17 protein-coding genes, 1 tRNA gene and 1 pseudogene are annotated in these 18,758 nt (G+C 67.4%); 9 read left to right on the forward strand and 10 right to left on the reverse strand.

The window, feature by feature from the left end:
- Positions 1–26: 26 nt before the first annotated feature.
- Both HBE63_RS25820 and HBE63_RS25825 read right to left on the reverse strand, forming a co-directional pair.
- Positions 27–494 carry an FHA domain-containing protein gene (locus tag HBE63_RS25820; protein ID WP_029110475.1) on the reverse strand — a complete coding sequence of 156 codons (468 nt, stop codon included), beginning with the start codon at positions 492–494 and terminating at the stop codon, positions 27–29.
- A 132-nt stretch (positions 495–626) separates the two neighbouring features.
- Positions 627–2,084 carry a DUF3662 and FHA domain-containing protein gene (locus HBE63_RS25825; RefSeq protein WP_166907439.1) on the reverse strand — a complete coding sequence of 486 codons (1,458 nt, stop codon included), beginning with the start codon at positions 2,082–2,084 and terminating at the stop codon, positions 627–629.
- Positions 2,085–2,357: 273 nt separating this feature from the next.
- Between HBE63_RS25825 and HBE63_RS25830 the strand changes: the two genes are divergently transcribed.
- Positions 2,358–2,440, forward strand: a tRNA-Leu gene (locus HBE63_RS25830).
- A gap of 42 nt (positions 2,441–2,482) precedes the next feature.
- Here the strand turns inward: HBE63_RS25830 and HBE63_RS25835 are convergent.
- The 5 genes from HBE63_RS25835 to ygiD all read right to left on the reverse strand — a co-directional run bounded on the left by HBE63_RS25835 (position 2,483) and on the right by ygiD (position 5,651).
- Positions 2,483–2,647: a hypothetical protein gene (locus tag HBE63_RS25835; RefSeq protein WP_166902207.1), complete on the reverse strand. Its 165-nt coding sequence runs from the start codon at positions 2,645–2,647 to the stop codon at positions 2,483–2,485.
- The gene (locus HBE63_RS25840; protein WP_166902209.1) at positions 2,644–3,093 is read right to left on the reverse strand and encodes a hypothetical protein; all 450 of its coding nucleotides are present in this window, start codon (positions 3,091–3,093) and stop codon (positions 2,644–2,646) included. The genes HBE63_RS25835 and HBE63_RS25840 overlap by 4 nt, the downstream gene beginning before the upstream one ends.
- A complete protein-coding gene (locus tag HBE63_RS25845) occupies positions 3,053–3,838 on the reverse strand; it encodes a maleylpyruvate isomerase family mycothiol-dependent enzyme (protein WP_166907441.1) in 786 nt (261 codons plus the stop codon). Before HBE63_RS25845 ends, HBE63_RS25840 begins: the two co-directional genes overlap by 41 nt.
- A gap of 73 nt (positions 3,839–3,911) precedes the next feature.
- The gene (gene rfbA / locus HBE63_RS25850; RefSeq protein WP_166907443.1) at positions 3,912–4,778 is read right to left on the reverse strand and encodes a glucose-1-phosphate thymidylyltransferase RfbA; all 867 of its coding nucleotides are present in this window, start codon (positions 4,776–4,778) and stop codon (positions 3,912–3,914) included.
- A gap of 99 nt (positions 4,779–4,877) precedes the next feature.
- A complete protein-coding gene (ygiD, locus tag HBE63_RS25855) occupies positions 4,878–5,651 on the reverse strand; it encodes a 4,5-DOPA dioxygenase extradiol (protein WP_166910209.1) in 774 nt (257 codons plus the stop codon).
- A gap of 263 nt (positions 5,652–5,914) precedes the next feature.
- Between ygiD and HBE63_RS25860 the strand changes: the two genes are divergently transcribed.
- The 4 genes from HBE63_RS25860 (at position 5,915) to HBE63_RS25875 (ending at position 12,055) form a co-directional block, all read left to right on the forward strand.
- Entirely contained in the window at positions 5,915–7,840 is a 1,926-nt protein-coding gene (locus tag HBE63_RS25860; protein WP_166910211.1) for a hypothetical protein, read from the forward strand.
- A complete protein-coding gene (locus tag HBE63_RS31205; protein WP_208301212.1) occupies positions 7,837–10,302 on the forward strand; it encodes a hypothetical protein in 2,466 nt (821 codons plus the stop codon). Before HBE63_RS25860 ends, HBE63_RS31205 begins: the two co-directional genes overlap by 4 nt.
- Before the next feature lies 1 nt (position 10,303).
- Positions 10,304–11,461 carry a hypothetical protein gene (locus tag HBE63_RS25870; protein WP_166907445.1) on the forward strand — a complete coding sequence of 386 codons (1,158 nt, stop codon included), beginning with the start codon at positions 10,304–10,306 and terminating at the stop codon, positions 11,459–11,461.
- 84 nt (positions 11,462–11,545) lie between these two features.
- Positions 11,546–12,055 carry a pyridoxamine 5'-phosphate oxidase family protein gene (locus HBE63_RS25875; protein WP_166907447.1) on the forward strand — a complete coding sequence of 170 codons (510 nt, stop codon included), beginning with the start codon at positions 11,546–11,548 and terminating at the stop codon, positions 12,053–12,055.
- Positions 12,056–12,059: 4 nt separating this feature from the next.
- Here HBE63_RS25875 and HBE63_RS25880 read toward each other — a convergent pair whose 3' ends face one another.
- Positions 12,060–13,025: a pirin family protein gene (locus HBE63_RS25880; RefSeq protein ID WP_166907449.1), complete on the reverse strand. Its 966-nt coding sequence runs from the start codon at positions 13,023–13,025 to the stop codon at positions 12,060–12,062.
- A 45-nt stretch (positions 13,026–13,070) separates the two neighbouring features.
- On the opposite strand from HBE63_RS25880, the gene HBE63_RS25885 reads away from it, so the two are divergent.
- Positions 13,071–13,337, forward strand: a complete 267-nt coding sequence (locus HBE63_RS25885) for a DivIVA domain-containing protein (RefSeq protein WP_166907451.1) — start codon at positions 13,071–13,073, stop codon at positions 13,335–13,337.
- Between the two features lie 230 nt (positions 13,338–13,567).
- On the opposite strand, the gene HBE63_RS25890 is transcribed toward HBE63_RS25885, so the two are convergent.
- Positions 13,568–13,861, reverse strand: coding sequence for a WhiB family transcriptional regulator (locus HBE63_RS25890; RefSeq protein ID WP_064878633.1), 294 nt, complete (start codon positions 13,859–13,861; stop codon positions 13,568–13,570).
- 385 nt (positions 13,862–14,246) lie between these two features.
- Between HBE63_RS25890 and HBE63_RS25895 the strand changes: the two genes are divergently transcribed.
- Complete coding sequence (locus tag HBE63_RS25895) at positions 14,247–15,038, forward strand: transcriptional regulator (protein ID WP_166907453.1); 792 nt, start codon at positions 14,247–14,249, stop codon at positions 15,036–15,038.
- A gap of 10 nt (positions 15,039–15,048) precedes the next feature.
- Here the strand turns inward: HBE63_RS25895 and HBE63_RS25900 are convergent.
- Positions 15,049–16,510 (reverse strand): annotated as a pseudogene (locus tag HBE63_RS25900) (MinD/ParA family protein).
- 392 nt (positions 16,511–16,902) lie between these two features.
- Here HBE63_RS25900 and HBE63_RS25905 point away from each other — a divergent pair.
- The gene (locus HBE63_RS25905) at positions 16,903–18,411 is read left to right on the forward strand and encodes an EspA/EspE family type VII secretion system effector (protein ID WP_166907455.1); all 1,509 of its coding nucleotides are present in this window, start codon (positions 16,903–16,905) and stop codon (positions 18,409–18,411) included.
- Between the two features lie 29 nt (positions 18,412–18,440).
- The gene (locus HBE63_RS25910) at positions 18,441–18,752 is read left to right on the forward strand and encodes a type VII secretion target (protein WP_166907457.1); all 312 of its coding nucleotides are present in this window, start codon (positions 18,441–18,443) and stop codon (positions 18,750–18,752) included.
- Positions 18,753–18,758 lie beyond the last annotated feature (6 nt).

The raw sequence follows: 18,758 nt of genomic DNA on the forward strand, positions 1-18,758 counted from the left end.
TTCTCGTGCTCCTCGCATGCGCGCGGTCACGGGCGCAACTCGATTACCGTTTTACCGATTCGGACCGGCGTCCCGATCGAAACCCTTACCGCTGTTGTCACCTTCGCCCTGTCAAGGTATGTGCCGTTGGTCGATCCTAGGTCCTCGACGTACCACTCCGAACCTCGTGGCGAGAGCCGGGCGTGGCGCGTCGAAGCGTAATCATCGGTGAGCACCAGAGTGGAGTCGTCGGCGCGGCCGATCAGCACCGGCTGGGCACCCAACGTGATGCGGGTACCGGCCAGCGCGCCCTCGGTGACCACCAATTGCCGCGCGATATGACGACGGTCACGACTCGGTAGCAGAGAGCCCCGGAGAGCCAACCCCCGGCGCACCATCACCGCGCCCGTGGGCGCATAGATATCGGTCCGCAGGATGCGCAGCACCGACCAGATGAACAGCCACAACAGGAGGAGGAATCCGACGCGCGTCAGTTGCAGCACTAACCCCTGCATCTGACGTCCTCTCCGTATCCGCCCCACTGGTACCGCTCAGCTACCGTCGGCAACGTCACGATACTTGGACGGCGTTCGCCGTGAGGGCGAAGCGGGGTGCTTGCCACTCAGGTGTGTCCGGTCTCGCCAGGCTCAGTGCACGCGCACGATGATCTCGGAATGGCCCAGCCGGATCACGTCACCGTCGGCCAACTGCCACTCCTGCACCGGCGCGTTGTTCACCGTGGTGCCGTTGGTGGAGTTGAGGTCTGACAGCAACGCGACCTGACCGTCCCACCGGATCTCGAGATGCCGGCGTGACACCCCGGTGTCGGGCAGACGGAACTGGGCGTCCTGACCGCGGCCGATCACGTTGGCGCCTTCGCGGAGCTGGTAGGTGCGGCCACTGCCGTCGTCGAGCTGGAGGGTGACCGCAGCGCCACCTGCGGCATAGTCACCGCCGCCGTAGCCGCCCTGCTGGGCGCCGTAACCGGGCTGGCCGCCCTGGGGTGCGCCGTAGTCGCCACCGCCGTAGCCACCCGGCTCGGCATAACCTTGCTCGGGGTAGCCCGGCTCCGCGTAACCGCCGCCCTGCGGAGGCTCGGCGTAACCGCGGCCGTAATCCTGCGGCTGGCCGTAGTCCTGGCGCCCGTAGGGCTGGCCCCCGCCGTAGCCGCCCTGCTCGGGATAGCCGCCGCCTTGGCGGGGGTCCTGACGTCCGTAGTCGGGTTCGCCGCCGTAACCGGGCTGACCACCCTGCGGGGGTTGAGGGGGCTGGGCGTAGCCGCCACCCTGCGGGCCGCCGTAGCCACGGTCATAACCGCCGCCCTGCGGGCCGCCGTAGCCGGCGGGCGGGCGCGGCTGCTCGTAGGACTGCGGGGGATAGCCACCCTGGTCCGGGTAGCCGCCTTGATCGGGATACCCAGCTTGATCGGGATAGCCGCCCTGGTCCGGGTAACCACCCTGGTCGGGGTAGCCACCGCGCTCGCCGCCGTATCCACCGCGCTGCGGGGGGTAGCCGCCCTGATCCTGCGGGGGGTAGCCGCCTTGATCCGGCGGGTGCTGCCCGCCGCGGGGGTCATCCTGCGGGTGGCCATAACGGTCGTCGTAATAGTCGTCGCCGGGCCGCCCTTGTCCCTGGCCGCCGCGGTAATTCGGGTTATCGGTCATAGGTGGTTCTCCTGATTCTGCGGTGAACGCATGGTCGCCCCGGGCTCGCGCGGATTCGCCAGCGTTCGAATCGGGGTTAACCGCGCCATGTGCGCGGAACTGTCCGGTGTGCAAGTTCGGTGATTGCTCGAATCTAACGACCACATCACCATACGTTTGCCACCCCTGGTCACGAATGAATCCCCCCAGATGTTTGGCGAACGCCGACGAGGTCAGGTCAGTATCGGCGCTCACCTTCTGATAGTCAGTGCCACTGAGCGTAATTACGTAGTCGTTCGGTGCCAAAACTTGTCCACCGGCCACGGTACGGGCCCGGGACTCGGCTTCCCGGCACAACGCCGTCTCTACTTCCTGGGGCACTATCGAGCCGCCGAAGACCCGGGCGAACGCATCGCCGACGGTCGACTCGAGTTTGCGTTCGATGCGGTCGACCAGACCCATGTCACCGCCCGCCTTTTCTCGTTGTCGTACGTCGCCTCGGCACGGCCACCCGTGCTCCCGCGTGTCGCTCTGGCCACACTGCTCACAAGCATGGTATCGGCCTGGTGCCGTAATGCGGGACCAACAGAACTCTGAGAATCCGATTGATGCAGGTCAGTGACCTGATCTAGATGAGGTTAAGGATTGCCTGACAGTCTGAGGCCGCCCGATCGGCCCGCTGATCGGGCGGTTTGGGAACGGCGCGCTCACAGTGTTACGCTCCCTCGGTCATTCGGGCGAGTGGCGGAATGGCAGACGCGCTGGCTTCAGGTGCCAGTGTCCTTCGGGACGTGGGGGTTCAAGTCCCCCTTCGCCCACAGAGAGCGGTTCGACGAACTGCGACACCAAAGGCCGTGAACTCAGTTGAGTTCACGGCCTTTGTGTTTGGCCCGGCGCGGCACCCGTAGCTGGTACTGAGGCCTCAGGACGACCGAGATCACCTCGGCGACGAATAGTGCGCCCAGGATGATGGCCAGCATCTCGGTGCGACTGGTCAGGTATGGCGGATCCGCTGTGGGTCTCACGCCACCGTCGTGTAAAGCCACTTGGACGTTCGATGATCGAAGGCCATACGCAGGGCGGTCCCAGTTGAGTGGTGGGCCGCAGTCTGAGCCATGGCGCTGATTAGGTCTTCCGCCAAAATTTCGAGTTCGGCCGAATTCTCGACAACGGCGGCCCACTGACTGGAATCGAGATGCGACCGGCATGCCGCGATCAGGACGCCTGGAGAGGAATCCACCTCGCGTACCTCAACTTCGGTTGAGTAGCCGTGCGAGATGACGCCTTGATGCACTCGATCGCAGTGACAGCCGCGGTCCCGGCACACGAGCGGTGCCACGACGATCTCTCCTTGTATGGCTGACCAAGTGTCATCGGTTTGGCGCGGCGGCGTCGGCCTCTTGGCGACAAGAACTTTCATCTGCATTGGATCATTCGATGAGGTCGTCGGTTGGCGGTCGTAGTCCGTCATTGCTGAAGGCGGGCAGCAGGTGGGTGAAGGCGGGGAACAGGTGTGTCGGATCTCCATCCCAGGGTAGTTGGGACAACTGTCGGAGACTGCGTCGTCCGCCGAAGGATCGGAGGGCTTCGAAATCAGAGATATCGAGGGCGATCTGACCATGCGCGGTGTGCGGTTGGCCGAGTTGGACGGTACCAACGGCCGGGGTGGTCAATAGGAGCGCTGGCAGCTTCCCTTGTCGGATGAATTGGTCGCCCATGGCCGTGACGAATGCGAGTGCAGCGTTGAACGCGAGATCGCCTGTGCGCGAACCCGGCTCGCCCAGAGCACCGCGGATGTCGTGCTCATGGGTCAGGGTATCGAAAACCAGCTGGCACGCGGACGCTTCGGGGGCCATGGTGAGGGTCGATGTCACCGAGTCGATGGCCTGCTGCCATTGGTCGAGTAGTTCGTCGATGCTGTGTCCATCGAGACGGTCGACCTGCGCTTGCGTCCAGGAGTCGGCGGCCTTGTTTTCCAAGTTGAGTGACACGATGTCGTGGGCGACGCCGGTCAGATGTGCGACGGTCTGGCGGACGGTCCAGGCGGGACATGCCGGCACCGGCAGTGGAGCGACGTCGGCGCGGCCGCGGAGCAGTGCATCGATACGTTTGTAGACGAGGCGGTAGGCCGATGCGGCGGCGGGGATCGGCAGCAGCTGGGGCGTGCGGCCGCGTTGTGCCCTGCCGTCGTCGCGTATCCCATTGTTCGGGTCCACAGGTAGCGACCCTACACATAACTTAAGAAAAATAAGAGAAATTTAAGGTAACTCTAAGGTTCATGCTTCGCAGCTACTTGCGCGCCAACAGCTCCAACAGATAGTTGCCGTATCCGGATTTGGGCAGTTCTTTGGCGCGCGCGGCCAGTTGGGCGTCGTCGATGTAGCCCTCCCGCCACGCGATCTCCTCGGGGACACCGATTTTGAGCCCCTGGCGGCGTTCGATGGTGCGGACGTAGTCACTGGCGTCCAACAACGAGTCGAAGGTGCCGGTGTCCAGCCACGCGGTGCCGCGGGCCAATACCTCGACGGAGAGCCGGCCCTGGCTCAGGTAGGTCTGATTGATCCCGGTGATCTCGTATTCGCCGCGGGCTGATTTATGGAGCGATCGCGCTATTTCTATGACGTCGTTGTCGTAGAAGTACAGCCCGGGCACCGCGTATTGGGATTTGGGGACGACCGGCTTCTCCTCAAGCGACAGCGCGGACCCGTCCGAGTCGAATTCGACGACGCCGTAGGCCGTCGGGTTCGCCACCCAGTACGCGAATATCGCTCCACCGCTGACGTTTTGGAACCGCCGCAGGCTCGTTCCCAGACCAGGGCCGTAGAAGACGTTGTCGCCCAACACAAGTGCCACTGAATCGGTGCCGATGTGCTCGGCACCGATGATGAATGCCTGAGCCAGGCCCTCGGGCTGTTGTTGGACTGCGTAGGTCAGGTTCACCCCGAAGGCCGAGCCGTCACCCAGAAGCCGTTGGAACGCTGGGGCATCGACCGGTGTGGTGATCACCAGGATGTCGCGAATGCCGGCCATGATCAGGGTGGACAGCGGGTAATAGATGAGCGGCTTGTCGTACACCGGCAGCAGCTGCTTGCTGACGCCCGTCGTGATCGGATGAAGTCGTGTGCCGGAACCGCCGGCGAGGATGATTCCGCGCACGTTCGCCTACACCCCGACGGGGTTCACTCGCTTGTCATGGCCCAACACGCCCGTCACCATAGCGTGCGCGTCCGCGTGGGTTCGACGAATTGAGCTGCCTCAGCGCAGTACATGGGACGTCATCGACAACGACCCGTAGGTGTAGCCGGTGACCAGGGTGTCTACCGACCCACCGGAATCTGCTGCGGCACCGGCAAGCCCGGCGAAGTACAGCATCGGGATGAAGTGGTCCGGGGTGGGAACGGCGGCCGCGTAGTCCGGATGTGCCTCGAGATTGAGGACACCGGCGGGGGAGTGGGTGAGTTGTTCTCGTGCGGCGTCGTCGAACCGCTCGGCCCAGGCGAAGCCGTCCGAGGGACGGGCGGGGTCCATGCCGGCGAGGTTGTGCACGATGTTGCCGCTGCCCACGATCAGCACGCCGCGCGCACGTAGCGGCGCCAGCTTGGCGCCGAGTTGCAGGTGGTATTCGGCCGGCTCGTTGGCGTTGATCGCCAGTTGCACAACAGGTATGGACGCGTCGGGAAAGGCGTGCACCAGCACCGACCAGGTGCCGTGGTCGATGCCCCAGCTGTCCACATCGGCACCCACCCAGGTCGGCTTCACCACGTCGCTGACCTCCTCGGCCAGCTCCGGCAACCCCGGGGCCGGGTACTGGACCTCGAACAGCTCACGCGGGAATCCGTAGAAGTCGTGGATGGTGCGCGGACGCGCCATCGCCGTGACCGCGGTCGCATTGATGTACCAGTGCGCACTGATCACCAGGATTGCCCGGGGCCGCGGCGCGGTCTGTCCGAATCGGCGCCAGGCCGCGGTGAAGCGGTTGGACTCGATCGCATTCATCGGGCTGCCATGACCGATGAACGCCGCGGGCATCACTTCCCACACGTCGTCGCCGGCCGACGAGCTGGCAGAAGGCATGTACCGAACTTATGCCGTGGCGCAAGAAACTTATGCCGTGGCGCAGAAACCATCGCATCGGCCCGGCCCACCATGTGGCGGTGACCAGGCCGCCGCTGCGGTAGCGTTTCTGGGGTGTGCAGGCCAGTGTGGGCCTGACACCTCAGGAGTTCGCGCTGTTCGAGCTGCCGGAGCAGGTGACGCGTAGCGCTCATGTCCGGCGGGGATTTGGTGTTCTGATGCCCGATCTGTATCCCGTCGAGGATCCCGACGACGCGGATCCCCGGCTGGCGCCGTTGCTGGCCTGGCGTCAGCAACTGGTCGATTCCGGCGCGGTCGCGGCTCGCAGTTTCAAGGAAGCCCACCTGCGGCTCGTGCTGCGGTCCGGGCGCACCGAAGTTGAGCAGATTCGCGAGATGTTGCCGGGTTCGGTCGCCGAGCACGCCGAAGAGATGGCCCGATTGCTCGCCGAGCTGGAAAACCGGGCCCCGGACAGCCCGCCGCAGCAGGCGCCGTCCGCAGCCGGTGTGCACCCGATCGCGTTCCGCCACGGCGAGTCCCGCCCCGGGGTCGTCGAATTGAGTTGGCCGGACTATCAGGCCAACGGGGGAGTGGTGCTGTACCGGGTCGTCAGCGCCGAGGACCGGGCGCCCAGATCATCGGAGAACGCCGACCTCGTCGCCGCGACACCGTTGTCGGCAGCCAGTGACGACCGGCCGTTGACCGGGCCGGTGCGCTACTACCAGGTCTGGGTCATCACCGGAACGTCGCGCGCGGATGCCCTGAGCACCCGGCCGGTGCTGCATGCAGGCGGGGTGCTGGTCGCCCAGCCGGGTGATGTCTCCATCCGGGAGGACGGCGGCCTGGTGATCGGGAAGTGGACGGCACCGCCCGCGGCGAGCTCCGTACACGTGTACCGCATCCCGCGCGATGAGGCCGACGGATCCGTGATCGACGAGGCGCGCTACCGGATCCTGGCCGAAGGCGAGCACCGGACCGGGTTCGTCGACTCGGGGGCGGCCCGGGGTATGCGTTATCGCTACCGGGTGCGGTGCGTGGTCGAGGTCGACGGTGGCGTGCAGCAGTCCGAGCCGGTTGACGCCGACATCGAGGTGTCGGCGGTGCTCGCCGCGGTCACCGACATCTCGGTGGACACCGCGTTCGACGGCGAGTCGTTCGACGTGTCCTGGGAGTCACCCGGGGCGGAGGTGTCCATCTATCTGAGCCAGACCGGTCCGAGCGCCGGCGGTGTCTCCACCGAACTTCCCGAGAACGCCCTCGAGCAGGTGGGGCTGGCCCCGGACCTGCGGCTGCGGCAGCCGGTGGCCACTCAGGCACAACCCGACGGCAGCAACCGCACGCTGATGACCGGGGTGCCCTGGCCCCAGGGCTGGAGCCGGGCCTACGTCACGCCGGTGACAATCCTGGCCGGACGGGCTGTGCTGGGCCGCACCGTGTCGGCGGTCCACACCGGAACCATCCGCGATGTCGAACTCGTCGAGTACTGCAACAAGCAGGTGTTGACGTTCGAATGGCCGGCCGGTGCGGCGGGCGTGGTGGCGACTCTCGCGTCCAAGGGGCATGACCCCCGGGCCGGCTTGACCGGCCGGTCCTTCGAGATCTCGCTGGAGGACTACGAAAAGTACGGCGGCATGCACCTGACCGGTGCGCTTCCGGTGAGCGGATGTTCACTGCACCTGGCGCCGGTGGCGTTCTCCGGCGGGCGACGGGTCACCGGACCGGTGGCCAGCATCGAGTACGCGGGCATGTTGAGGCTGCAGTACGCGGTGCGGATCGGGCGCGACGCCGGTGGCTACCCCACCACGGCCACCGTCGCGGTGCGTTCGGAATACGAAGTGCCGGGCTCGCCGGCGTTCGTTCTGGTCAACAATCCGCAGCGGATGCCGTTGAGCGTGCATGACGGGCAGCCCGTCGACGTCGCTCCGCTGGACGCACAGGGACAGCTGGCGGATCACCCGTCCAAGCACCTGCGCTGGACGGCGGCGACGGCGTCGGGCGCCGGCGAACTGTGGGCCGCCAACGTCAGTGGCTTGCACGGCTGGATCCGGCTGTTCCTGAACATCACCGACCCGCTCCAGCTGCGCACGGTCGCGCTGCTGGACCCGCCGGCGCAGACCTTGCAGCTCACCACGACGGTGTTATGACGTCGCGCTACGGCCAGCTCGCCTACACGTCGTTCGATGCCGTCGGGACTGTCGGTGGCTGGCAGCTCAAGGAAACCAGCGGTGGGCTCACGCCCGCGGAGACGCAGGTGTTGATGGCTGGGGTACACACGGTCTTCCGACCGGTGGGGCAGCCGCCTGATTTCCCCACCCCGGAGCAGCTCGAGCAGGGGCCGCGTCGCCTGGCGTACCGCGACGGCCCTGACGGCGCAGGCTACTGGCACACCTTCCCGGCCGGGTCGGACAGCACGGGCCGGCCGGGCAACGTGTTCGCCCACGTATTGTTGGATCGCGCACCCGACACCCACCCGCGCTGCCGGGCCATCCAGCGATGGCGGTCACCGCACTGGCTCCATCCATACGGCGCCGCCGCGGTGGCCCGTGCCGAACTCCCCGGGGACCTGCCGGAGCTGGGCGAGGCGGTGACCAAGGACAGTGTGGTCGCGTTCGCGCTGGACACCACCACCTGGCGGCTGGCAACGCTGTTCGCGCTCCTGGATGCGGTGGCTGCGGCGCTGGGAGGTGGGCCGCCGGTGGTGCTGGGCGTGCAGTCCCCGGATGCGGCAGCACAGTGGATCGGGTTGGTGAGTTTCCTGATGTCGCCGGGAACCGCGGCGAGACTGAGCTTTTCCACGTTCGATCGGGCCGAGCAGATTGCGCTGCACGGCGGGCAGGTGCTGAGCGCGGTGCCGATCGAAGACCTTCCTGCGGTCGAACCGGGCCTGGTGGTGATCAGCGAATCCGAGACCGTGTCGCTGGGTGAGCTCGGCGGCGATCCGCACCGCACTGCGGGCGGGCACCGGATCGAGGTGACCCGGTGGTCGGTGATGGCGCAGGTGGTGCTTCTCGACGTGGCCTCGGCGCGCGGGGTTCTCGACGACATCGACACGTTGTCCAGCCAGGTACGCGATGACGGGCTGCATCCGGCCTGGCCGATCGCGATGGCGGTGGCCGGACACCCGGAATTCGCCGACGCGCAGGCCGAGGCCCACGAGGTGATCGCCGCGCATTCTCCGGCGGGTGCACTGGTCGGGTCCGAGGCGGCCCACATCATCGCCGATGTGCTCGCGGCGGTGGTCGGTGTCACCACAGCCGACGCCTGGCGGGCGCGGCACGAGTTGCCGGACGGAGCCGGGGCGACGTACGCCGACGCCACCTACTTCGCCCGGGCCATCGTCGACGACGCGTGGATGGCCCAAGACGGACCAATCCCGTTGGGGCCGAGAATGTTTCACGGGAAACCAACCCCTTCGTCACTGCGGGTGGCCATCGGGCCGGCCCTGGATCGCGGCCGGCAGCAGGGCGCCGACCGGTTGCTGAGGGTCGTTGACCTGCTGTTACGGGCGGGGGTCGTCGATGACCGGCTGCAGGCGGCGTTGGTCGCCGATGTGGTGCCCGGCCTGGCCGATCCGGGGGTGCGCGGTTTGATCAGTACCGCCGATCGGCTGTCGTTGGGCGTCTGGTTGCTAGGCGAGGGCGACACCGACGGCAGCGCCATCGGTGACGATCTCCTGGACTGGCTCGCCGAGGCCGGCCCGGTGCCCGAGCCTGCCGAACTCGCCCGCGCCCAGCCCTGGGATGCGGTGTGGATCCGGGCTGCGCTGCGCGGGCTGCGGTCGCGTCGTCGCGGAGCGCGGCAGCCGGGCGATGCCGGTGCGCAGTTGTGGTGGCTGCGGGTGACCGATCCGGAGAATTTCGAGGCCGCTGCGTCGGCCTCAGTCTGGAATCCGTCGGACCTGCTGCTGGCGGTCGGGGCCGCCCCGCTGCCGGGCCGGGCTGCGGTGCGCACGCTCGTGGGTGCTGCGGATTCGGCCGTGCTGCAGCAGTTGGCCGGCAAGGTGATCGACGACAACGATGACGGCGACGGTGTGGTGGTGGCTTGCGCGGCGGTTCGCCACATCGAGCCGCGGGACTGGCTGCAGCAGCGCTACCTGCACACCCACCAGGGCTCCTATGCGCCGCTGTGGGATCAGGTGCTGGCCGAGGTGGAACCGGAGTCGGTCCACAAGGATTTCTCGGTGCGGCTGCTGGCGTTCGCGCTGTTGGGCGTGCTCGCCGGGCAGCCCTATCCGCAGGCCTGCAACGCGTTGGCTGCCGAAACCGGTTGCGGCACACAGGCGGTGGATCGAGTACTACCGTTGGTCGACGGCGGTCTGTTGGCGCCGGTGACGGTGGTGGCGATCAGCCTGCTGCGCACCGCGGCAGCCGAGTCCGCCGCTTATGTCCTTGATCCGGTGGATGAGCTCGCGGGCGTGCTGGCCGGCAAGCTGGCTGCCACCATGGGGGGCGCCGACGCCGAATCCGTGGTGGTGTTGATGGCGCAGTTGTCGGGTGATTCCTCTGAGGGGACGATGCGCGGGTACCGCAAGATGGTGAACAGGCTGCTGACGCGGCGGAGTGAGAGTCCGTCGCTGGCGGAGCGACTGAGGGGGAGCCGGGGCTGACATGAGTAAGTGCCCGCGTTGCTTCACCCTGTTGAGTCCCAACAACCACCTGTGGACCCTGCCCGCCCAGGCCGGCGGTACCCGGTACCGCGACGACGTCGCCTCGGCCTATGTGGGTGCACCCGCCGACTGCGGTCCGCTGTACACCTGGACCCGAAGCCCGGGCTACAACGGTCCGCCGCCGCCGACGTCTGAGGCCAACCGGGCGTTGCAGGGCGCCGCGGTGGAGATCTGTCCCGTCTGCCACTTCACCCTCCCCGAGGGTTTTCGGGAGGGCCACGCCATCTGTATCGCGCTGGCCGGCGCGCGGGCGACCGGCAAGAGCCTCTACATCGCGGTGCTGATCAAGCAGTTGGAATTGCTCTGCGAGCGCTTCGGTGTGGTGTTGGAACCGGTTACCCGGGCCACCGCCCAGAACTACGCCACCAACTACGAGGGGCCGCTGTACGTGCAGCGGGGCCTGTTGCCTCCCACCCCGACAGTGCACACCCAGGCCCCGAATCAGCGTGAGCCCCTGGTGTTCTCGATCGGTGTCTGGCATGGCGTGCGCCGGTTCTTGGTATTGCGCGACGTGGCGGGCGAGGACTTGGAGAACGGTGACCTGCGCGCGCCACCCTTTCAGTTCTTCGGCCACGCCGATGCGGTGTTCTTCATGTTCGACCCGCTACGGGTCAAGGCCATCCGCGATCAGTTGCAGGATCTGCTGCCGCCCCAGCCGTTCAGCGGTGGGGAGCCGCGGTCGGTCCTGGGCAATCTGCTGGTGGCGGTCAACCCCGGTCAGCCCAAGCTCGCGGTGATCCTGTCCAAGTTCGACGTGCTGCGGGCGCTGCGCGACGTGCAGGGTTCGGAATGGGCCCTCGTCATGTCCAACGGGGGAGCGGCCTTCCTGCGGGACACCTCCGACGGCAAGCAATACGACGACGTCGACGGTCAACTGCTGGACCAGGAGGTGCGCAGCCTGCTGGTCCGTCTGCACGGCGGCTCGATCGTGGCGGCAGTGGAGAACCCGTCCGCAGGTGCCCGGCTGGCCAGCCGGTACTTCGCAGTCTCCGCGCTCGGGCATCCGCCCACCGGAAACCGGTTGCACGCCAGGGGTATTGCCCCGTTCCGGTGTGTGGATCCGGTCCGTTGGGTGACCTCACAGTTCGGCGTCCTGTAGCCGGCAGGTCCGGTTACCGACCGCGTTCGCAGGTCGCTGTGAGGCCGTGGCTATGGTGGGCTGACCGATCAGAGAGGTGACCAGGTGGGCACGAACGAGCGCACGAAGATCGTCATGAGCGACGACGAGATCGCCGAATTCATCGAACGCAGCCGGACCGCGACGATGGCCACGGTGCTGCCCAGTGGCCGACCTCACCTGGTCGCCATGTGGTACGCGGTGCTCGACGGTGAGATCTGGTTCGAGACAAAAGCCAAGTCGCAGAAGGCGGTCAACCTGCGTCGCGACCCCACGATCACGGTGATGATCGAGGACGGCGACACCTACAACACCCTGCGCGGGGTGTCGATCGACGGCACCGCCGAGATCGTCGACGATCCGGAAACCATTCTGCGGGTGGGCATCAGCGTGTGGGAGCGCTACACCGGCCCCTACACCGACGAGATGCGCCCGTTTGTCGACCAGATGATGAACAACCGCATCGCGGTGCGGGTGGTGCCCAGCCGGCTGCGCAGCTGGGACCACCGCAAGCTCGGACTGCCCGAGATGCCGGTGGGCGGCAGCACGTCGGAGTATTTGAACGCGAGTACCTGAATCTCTAGCCCGCCGGGCGCGGCCGCGGCTTGAGCCGTCCATTCGGCAAGGGCGGTGCGGGTAGCCGCGGGATGTTGCCGCTGTAGCCCTGTACATCGCCGAAGCGTGCATCGTTGGCCTGCCAGAGTTCGCGGTAGGCCGCGATGTCGTCGTGGCTGCGGCCGACGAAGTTCCACCACATCACCAGTTCCTCGGTGAACGGTGTCCCGCCGAGCAGAAGCGCCCGGGCCGGGTCGCCGCCGCGGTTGACCAAATGCAGCTGGGTACGCCCGGGGGCCTGATATCCCAGATCGGCGACGGCCAGCGTGGTGCCGCACACCTCGATCGCACCTTGATCGAGCAGCACGCCATGTTCGAAGGCCGGATCGACGTCGAGCGTCAACTCGGCACCCGGGTCGAGGTCGATCTGTGCGCCCAGCAGCGGAGTGAAGGTGTGCACCGGCGACTGCGACTGGGCCAGCTCGCCGAGGAACACCCGGACGGTGGCGCCGTCGACGGTCCGCGGCGGCGGCGCGTAGTGGGCGAAGTCGCGGCCGGTGTCGCGGGCGGCACCGGGCAGCGCGACCCACAGCTGCACGCCGTGCAGGATCGGCGCCTCGGGCATCGAGACCTCCGAGTGGCAGATCCCAGCTCCGGCCGTCATCAGGTTGAGCTCGCCGGGTCGGACCATGGCGTGGACTCCGGCGCTGTCGCGGTGTTCGATGAGGCCCTCGAAAAGCCAACTCACCGTTTGCAAACCGGTGTGCGGATGGGGCGGCACATCCATGCCTCTGCCGGTTCGGGTGTCGTACGGGCCGTAGTGGTCGGCGAAACACCAGGCACCGATCATGGACCGGTCCCGTTGCGGCAGGGTGCGCCGGACCAGGATCGCGCGCGGTCCACCCAGCGGCACCTCGCGCGGGTGCAGCACCCCGGTGAACTCCGAGTTGGCGCACGTGACTTCGGTAGGCGCCGTATCGGTGTTGCTCATGAACCTGACGGTAACCGCGTTCGGCTGAACCGGCGCGCGGTTAGCATGACGGGCATGACCGGGGGATTGACTGCCGAAGCTGTTCGGACCACCGAATTTTCGAAGCCGCCGCTGGGCAAGCGAGGTTACGACAAGAAGTCGGTCGACGATTTTCTGGCGTTGGTCGCCCGCAGGCTCGACGGGCGCGGGCACCTCGGACCCGATGATGTCCGCAACATCGTGTTCCCGAAGCCGCCGATGTTTCAGCGCGGGTATGACGAAGACGAAGTGGACCGGCTGCTCGATGCGGTGGTCGTCACGCTCGAGCGGTAGGCGAAAAAGAAGTTCGGGGACGGTGCCGTCACTGCGCCTCGCGGCGAGTGGTCGCTCGAAGCGACGGTTCTGGTGTGGGGCCCGGGGCAATGCCCGGCACCGTCTGCGGGTGTAACGACATACCCCGGGCCCCTATTCCTCCCCCGGTGGAAACTCGCCCTCGCCCTGCCGTCCCCTCGAATCGGCAGGGAAAGGGCCAGACAAAAAGATCTGGTGTTGCGCGAGCGGGATCAGGCGGCTTCGGGGAAGACCAGGCCGAGCTTGCGCACCGGGTAGCCGTTGCGCTCGGCCAGCGATCGCAGCTGCTTGAGCGCGAAGCTGCGGCCACGGCCGGCCTCGGGAACCATGATGCCGGCCCAAAGCCCTTCGGCGCGGGGCAGTTCGCAGGCCTCCCGGGCGCACAGCCAGCGCCGCGGGCATTCCCGGCAGATGACCTTGGCCTGATCGTCGGGCGTGGAGGTCCACCGCTCCGGGTTGCTGGTGCAGACACCGAGTGGGATGCCGTTGGCCATGAGTGCGTTCATGCTGCTGCTCCTGTTGGGGCTCCTGTTGCGGTGTGTACCGCGTTGAGGGGAACGCTATAACAAGAACCGTAGCAATGCAACAGTTTGGCTCCAACCGCAGCGGTGCAACGCTACGGAAATTTGCATTGGTAACGATGCGGAACCACCAGGGGAAAGTCGCTATGGATCTAAATGCGCACGTCAGGCCCCGACAGGTACTTCGATGTACCCGTAGCAGGGCTGCGGTTTGTCCGGCTGAGAAGCCGTAGCGTCGAAGTTGTTTGCTACAGATGAGAAAAACCCAAGGTGTAGCGGTGCTGCAGTCTGGGGTTAGGATTGAGAGGTCCCGGCAACCGCTTCGGCACGTGCGCTGAAGCTGAGCACATCGGCGAGGAAACAGCCCCGTATGACCGACGCTGAGTACGATCTCGCCACTGGCGAGTTCGATGTCGGACTCATCCGCGCTGGTGCTGCAGCCGCAGCCAGGCGCCGCGAACTGGACATCAGCCAGCGCAGCCTCGCCGCCGACGGAATCATCAACGCCGGGGCGCTCATCGCGTTCGAGAAAGGCCGCAGCTGGCCCCGCGAGCGCACTCGGCTCAAGCTCGAAGAGGTGTTGCGCTGGCCGCCGGGCACCATCGCCCGCTTGCGACAGGGCGGGCCGGTACCCGATCCGACCATGCCCGCTCCGGCACACGTCGAGCCGCCCACCGTGGTCACCGCGATACCGGGCGCCGTGCCATTGGCCACCACACCGCCGGCCAGCGACGAGGTACCGCTGATCGCCCAGGCGGTCCTCACCGCGGTGAACACCCTCGAGTCGACGATCGCCACCTTGCCCGCCGTCGGGGAACCGGAGTTCACGCCGCGGGTCACGTCGGTACTGGCTGACCTGCGTCAGCTCGAGGCGGTGGCCGCCCGTGCGGCGCGGCTCAGCATGGTGACCCCGGCACTGATCAAGGCGCTCAGTGCGGTGCGGCGCCAGATCGATGAGCTGACCACCCTTGCCGCCACCGCCCCCGGCGCCACGCTCGGGCAGCGACTGTATGCCGCCCGTCGGCAGTCGAATCTCACGATCAGTGAAACCGCAACGGCCGCCGGCGTTTCCGAGGACATCGTGGCGCGCGCCGAGGCGGAGTACCCGGTCGACGCGCCCGCAGTCCACGCCCTGGAGGCGCTGATCGGCGCGATGCGCTGATCAGACCCGGCTAGCGGTCCCGCCGCTCGTCATGCGTCGGGAAGTGCTCGGCCAGCGCCGCGGCGATCTCCAGGAACCGGCGCCGCGTCGGGGTCGACATCTCCCGCGGGTCCACGACGCCACCGGGCCGCAGATGCCCGTCGAACGGGACCTCGATCACCCGCTGACCCTGACCCGAAAACTGCCCGGCCAGGATCGTCCGCGTGCGTTTGTCGGCGTGGCCGTCGGAGTCGTTGAGCACCACGACGGTGCGCTGCAACAGGTCCGTCATCTCGTGGGCGGCCAGCCAGTCCAGGGTCTGCCCGGCAGTCGCGGCGCCGTCGACCCACGGGGAGGACACCACGATCAAGCCGTCGAGATCGCGCAGGACCTCCTGGGTCACCGGCGAGTCCATGGTCGAGCTGCAGTCCACCACAGAGATGGAGAAGTGCCTGTCGAGCCGGGTGGTGGCCTCGCGGTAGATGGCCGCGTCGAGCACCCGGCGGCGGGCCGGGGTGCCCTCGCCCGCGAGGACGAAAAGCCCCGCGGCGTTGGTGCCGACCCGGCTGCGCACGTCGGCGAACGAGTCCAGGTGTTTGTCGTTGGCCAGCTCCCAGTACGAGCTCTGGGCCCCGGGATCAACGCGGCTGCCGAGCTTGCCGAATGACGTGTCGGCGTCGATGGCCACCACGCGATCGTCCTGGCGCAACTGGGCGAAGATCGATCCGACGCTGGCCGAGACGGTCGTCTTGCCGACCCCGCCCTTGCCCATCACCCCGACCTTGTAGTGGCCGCGCAGGAGACCCTTGATCTTGGTCTCCAACTCGGTCATCCGAAGGTCTTCCGGCGACGGGCCGGGATTGATCATCCCGAAACTGGCCCGGTACACGAACAATCGCCAACCGCTGCCCGGTGGCTGACGCTTCGGCGGAACCAGGTCGTTGACCCGGATGCGATCGGCGTATGACCCGGTCGGCAGGGGCGGCACGCCGGGTGCGGCCGCACCCGGATCCGGTGCGAATCCGCCCTCGGCGGGCCAGGGCTGACCGGGTGGTGGCCCGTACGGACGCTGCGGTGGGCCCCCGGGTCCGGGCGGACGCTGCGACGGAAGCTGCCAGCCGGGCGGGTTCTGCTCCCACGCATCCGGCCGGCGGCTGTCTCTTAGACACCTCTGACGCGGCCTACGATGCGGCGAGTGTATCTCTCCGCCGGCACTGTACGCTCCAACACAGCATCCGTCCGTGCCGTTGGCATACACCTGAGGCGCGCTCGGCGTCACGGTCGACGGGTACGACCTGCGATTGGCCGGAATCGTCGGAGTCGGAACCGGCCGGGGCCTTCGACGGTATGAAATCCACCGGCGGCCGCCCAGGTATCGACGGCGGCGGCTCTGGGGGTTTGCGGCGGGTCGGCCGGGTGTCGGGTTCGAAGTGTGATTCCTCCGGCCCCGTCCAGCCGAGCTCTCTACGCAAGGTGTCGTCGGGGTCGGGCACGCCTGAATCTCCTCCGGAACTCACACAAGGGAACTTGGACCGTGTTCAAGTATCGACTACAACCCGTCCGGCTTGCAGGATCCGTCCGTAATCCGGCGGAACTAACGTCGCAGCAAATTCGGATGGCAAATCCCGCAGCAGGTCGCGGAGCGCGTGGGCGGCGCGCTCGGCGACACCCCGAAGTGCCCTTGGGTCGGTGCCCCGGGGATGCCGCACTGTAGTGCGGCCCACCCCCTCGGATGCTTCCGGAAAAACGACCAATCAACTGCAATAGGTGGTGGTCGGAGCGAGTTCTGGGGCTGTCGTCCGGAGGCCGTCGGAGACGCGAAATTGGTGCGCTGACCGGGTCGGATGCGCTGGTAATCTCTGTTCCGGCGAAGGGGATACGGGGCATGGGACTGCTGGGGGATATTGCCGATTTCGGCAAAGGCGTGATCGAGAACAATCTCAAGTGGACCGAGCATGCCGCGAAGGTCGGAGAGTTCATCGCATCGCAGATCGGCCGGCGTCTGATCAGAGCCGCCCGGTCGCCCATCCTGGTCGCCGGTCAGCAGACCATCGAGTCGATGAAGCACAGCACCGGAGTCGGCGATCCGGAGAACGGGCAACGTTTCGGTGAGGGGGCCGACAAGATGGGCGCGGTAGGGCAGGTGCTGGTATCGGCCTTCCCGGACGACAGCTGGGACAGCAGCGGGGCCAGTGCCTACGCGGGCCGCAACAGCGAACAGGTCGGCCGGGTCCAGACGATGCTCGGGTTGGACAACGTGGTGGCCGGGGTGCTGTCCACCGAAGCCGGCCAGATCGCGGCCACCCGCGACAGCCTCGACGGACACTCGGACTGGCTGGGCGCGATGAGCCTGCTCACCACGACCGCGGGAATCGTTCCGGGTTTCGGGACGGCGGCCCAGATGGCGGCCGAGTTCGCGATGGTGGCCAAGGCCGTCGGCGACTCGAACAGCGATCTCCGAACTCTGTGCGGCCACATCGATGAGAACGCGGCCGTATTGCAGACCACGGTGGCGCAGTACGAGACCCTGGCCGGCGGCGCCACCTCCACCGCTGCGGAGTTCCAGCCCCCGGCCGGCGAGCCCCAGGTGCCGACCGCACCGGGGGATCCCGGAGCCAAGGATCCGGGCGGTCCCACGGGCGACGATGCTCCGTCGGGCGACGATGCTGAGTCGGGCGGCCTCCCGTCGGGTGGCGGTGGCGGTGTCCCGTCGACCGGCGGTGGGGGAGGCACTCCGTCGGGCTCCTCGTCGGCGCCGTCGATGCCCACCGGCATGTCAGGTACGGGATCCCCGTCGCCCGATGCGGCCTCAAATGCGGCCGGTGCCCTCGGCGGGATTCTGGGCTCGCTGGTGAGCCCGCTCAGCGGAATCCTCGGCGGGATCACCCAGGCTGCCGGACAGGCGGCGCAGGCGGCCACTCAGGCCGGGACCCAGGCTGCGCAGATGGCCAGCCAAGCGGCCGGGCAGGCGGGCGGCCCCGCCGCCGATGCCGGCCAGCTCGACAAGGCGTCGGGCAGCACCGGCGTCGACCCCGACGACCGAGACGACGAGGATCGGAACGGCCGCGACGAGGACGACGAGAAAGACGAGCACGCCAAGGATCGCGAGAAGGACGGCGAGGACCAGGTGGGCGAGCCCGAAGAGGGCGAGGCCGGTGGTCTGCCTGCCACGGATTCTGTGGGTGGGCCGGCCGATCCGCTGGGCGCCGGTGAGGATGACGAAGCCGCCAAGACACTGCCTCCCGACCTGGAAGCCATGGCCGCCGGCGGTGCCGCGGCGGGTCCGGCTCCGGTGCATGTCGGGGCGGATTTCGAGCAGGGCCAGCTGCATGTGGCAGCGGCGGCTACATTAGATCGCGGTGTACCCGGATCTGCAGCCGTAATCGACAGGTAATTCGGGGACAGGGATCGAGGGGAATATTCATGGCGGGTGATTTGCGGGTTGCCACCGCGCATTTGCACGAGCTATCGGCCAAACAAGGCCAGGCTGCGACCAGCCTGACCGTCGCTACCGGCGTGGTCGAAGGTGTCGACACCGCGGTGCGCCTGACGCATGGGCCGATTTCGTCGTCGACGGCCTCAGCCGTCGCGGCTGCACTCAACGCGCGTCGAGCCGCGGGAACTTGTATCGCCAGTGTGTCGCGAGACCTCGGGGCGAAGCTCTCCCGTGCAGCGATCGGGTACGACCGGGCGGATTCGACGATGTCCGGCGCCCTCCACGGGACCGTTCGGTAGAGGCGG

The sequence above is a fragment of the Mycobacterium sp. DL440 genome (assembly GCF_011745145.1).
GTDB lineage: Bacteria > Actinomycetota > Actinomycetes > Mycobacteriales > Mycobacteriaceae > Mycobacterium.

What these genes read in the sequence shown, in the direction of transcription:
- HBE63_RS25905 (WP_166907455.1), top strand. Translation starts at nt 16,903, where the DNA reads ATGGGACTGCTGGGGGATATTGCCGATTTCGGCAAAGGCGTGATCGAG.
- ygiD (WP_166910209.1), bottom strand. Translation starts at nt 5,651, where the DNA reads ATGCCCGCGGCGTTCATCGGTCATGGCAGCCCGATGAATGCGATCGAG.
- HBE63_RS25860 (WP_166910211.1), top strand. Translation starts at nt 5,915, where the DNA reads ATGCCCGATCTGTATCCCGTCGAGGATCCCGACGACGCGGATCCCCGG.
- HBE63_RS25885 (WP_166907451.1), top strand. Translation starts at nt 13,071, where the DNA reads ATGACGGGCATGACCGGGGGATTGACTGCCGAAGCTGTTCGGACCACC.
- HBE63_RS25895 (WP_166907453.1), top strand. Translation starts at nt 14,247, where the DNA reads ATGACCGACGCTGAGTACGATCTCGCCACTGGCGAGTTCGATGTCGGA.
- HBE63_RS25870 (WP_166907445.1), top strand. Translation starts at nt 10,304, where the DNA reads ATGAGTAAGTGCCCGCGTTGCTTCACCCTGTTGAGTCCCAACAACCAC.
- HBE63_RS25880 (WP_166907449.1), bottom strand. Translation starts at nt 13,025, where the DNA reads ATGAGCAACACCGATACGGCGCCTACCGAAGTCACGTGCGCCAACTCG.
- HBE63_RS25840 (WP_166902209.1), bottom strand. Translation starts at nt 3,093, where the DNA reads ATGACGGACTACGACCGCCAACCGACGACCTCATCGAATGATCCAATG.
- HBE63_RS25820 (WP_029110475.1), bottom strand. Translation starts at nt 494, where the DNA reads ATGCAGGGGTTAGTGCTGCAACTGACGCGCGTCGGATTCCTCCTCCTG.
- HBE63_RS25825 (WP_166907439.1), bottom strand. Translation starts at nt 2,084, where the DNA reads ATGGGTCTGGTCGACCGCATCGAACGCAAACTCGAGTCGACCGTCGGC.
- HBE63_RS31205 (WP_208301212.1), top strand. Translation starts at nt 7,837, where the DNA reads ATGACGTCGCGCTACGGCCAGCTCGCCTACACGTCGTTCGATGCCGTC.
- HBE63_RS25890 (WP_064878633.1), bottom strand. Translation starts at nt 13,861, where the DNA reads ATGAACGCACTCATGGCCAACGGCATCCCACTCGGTGTCTGCACCAGC.
- HBE63_RS25910 (WP_166907457.1), top strand. Translation starts at nt 18,441, where the DNA reads ATGGCGGGTGATTTGCGGGTTGCCACCGCGCATTTGCACGAGCTATCG.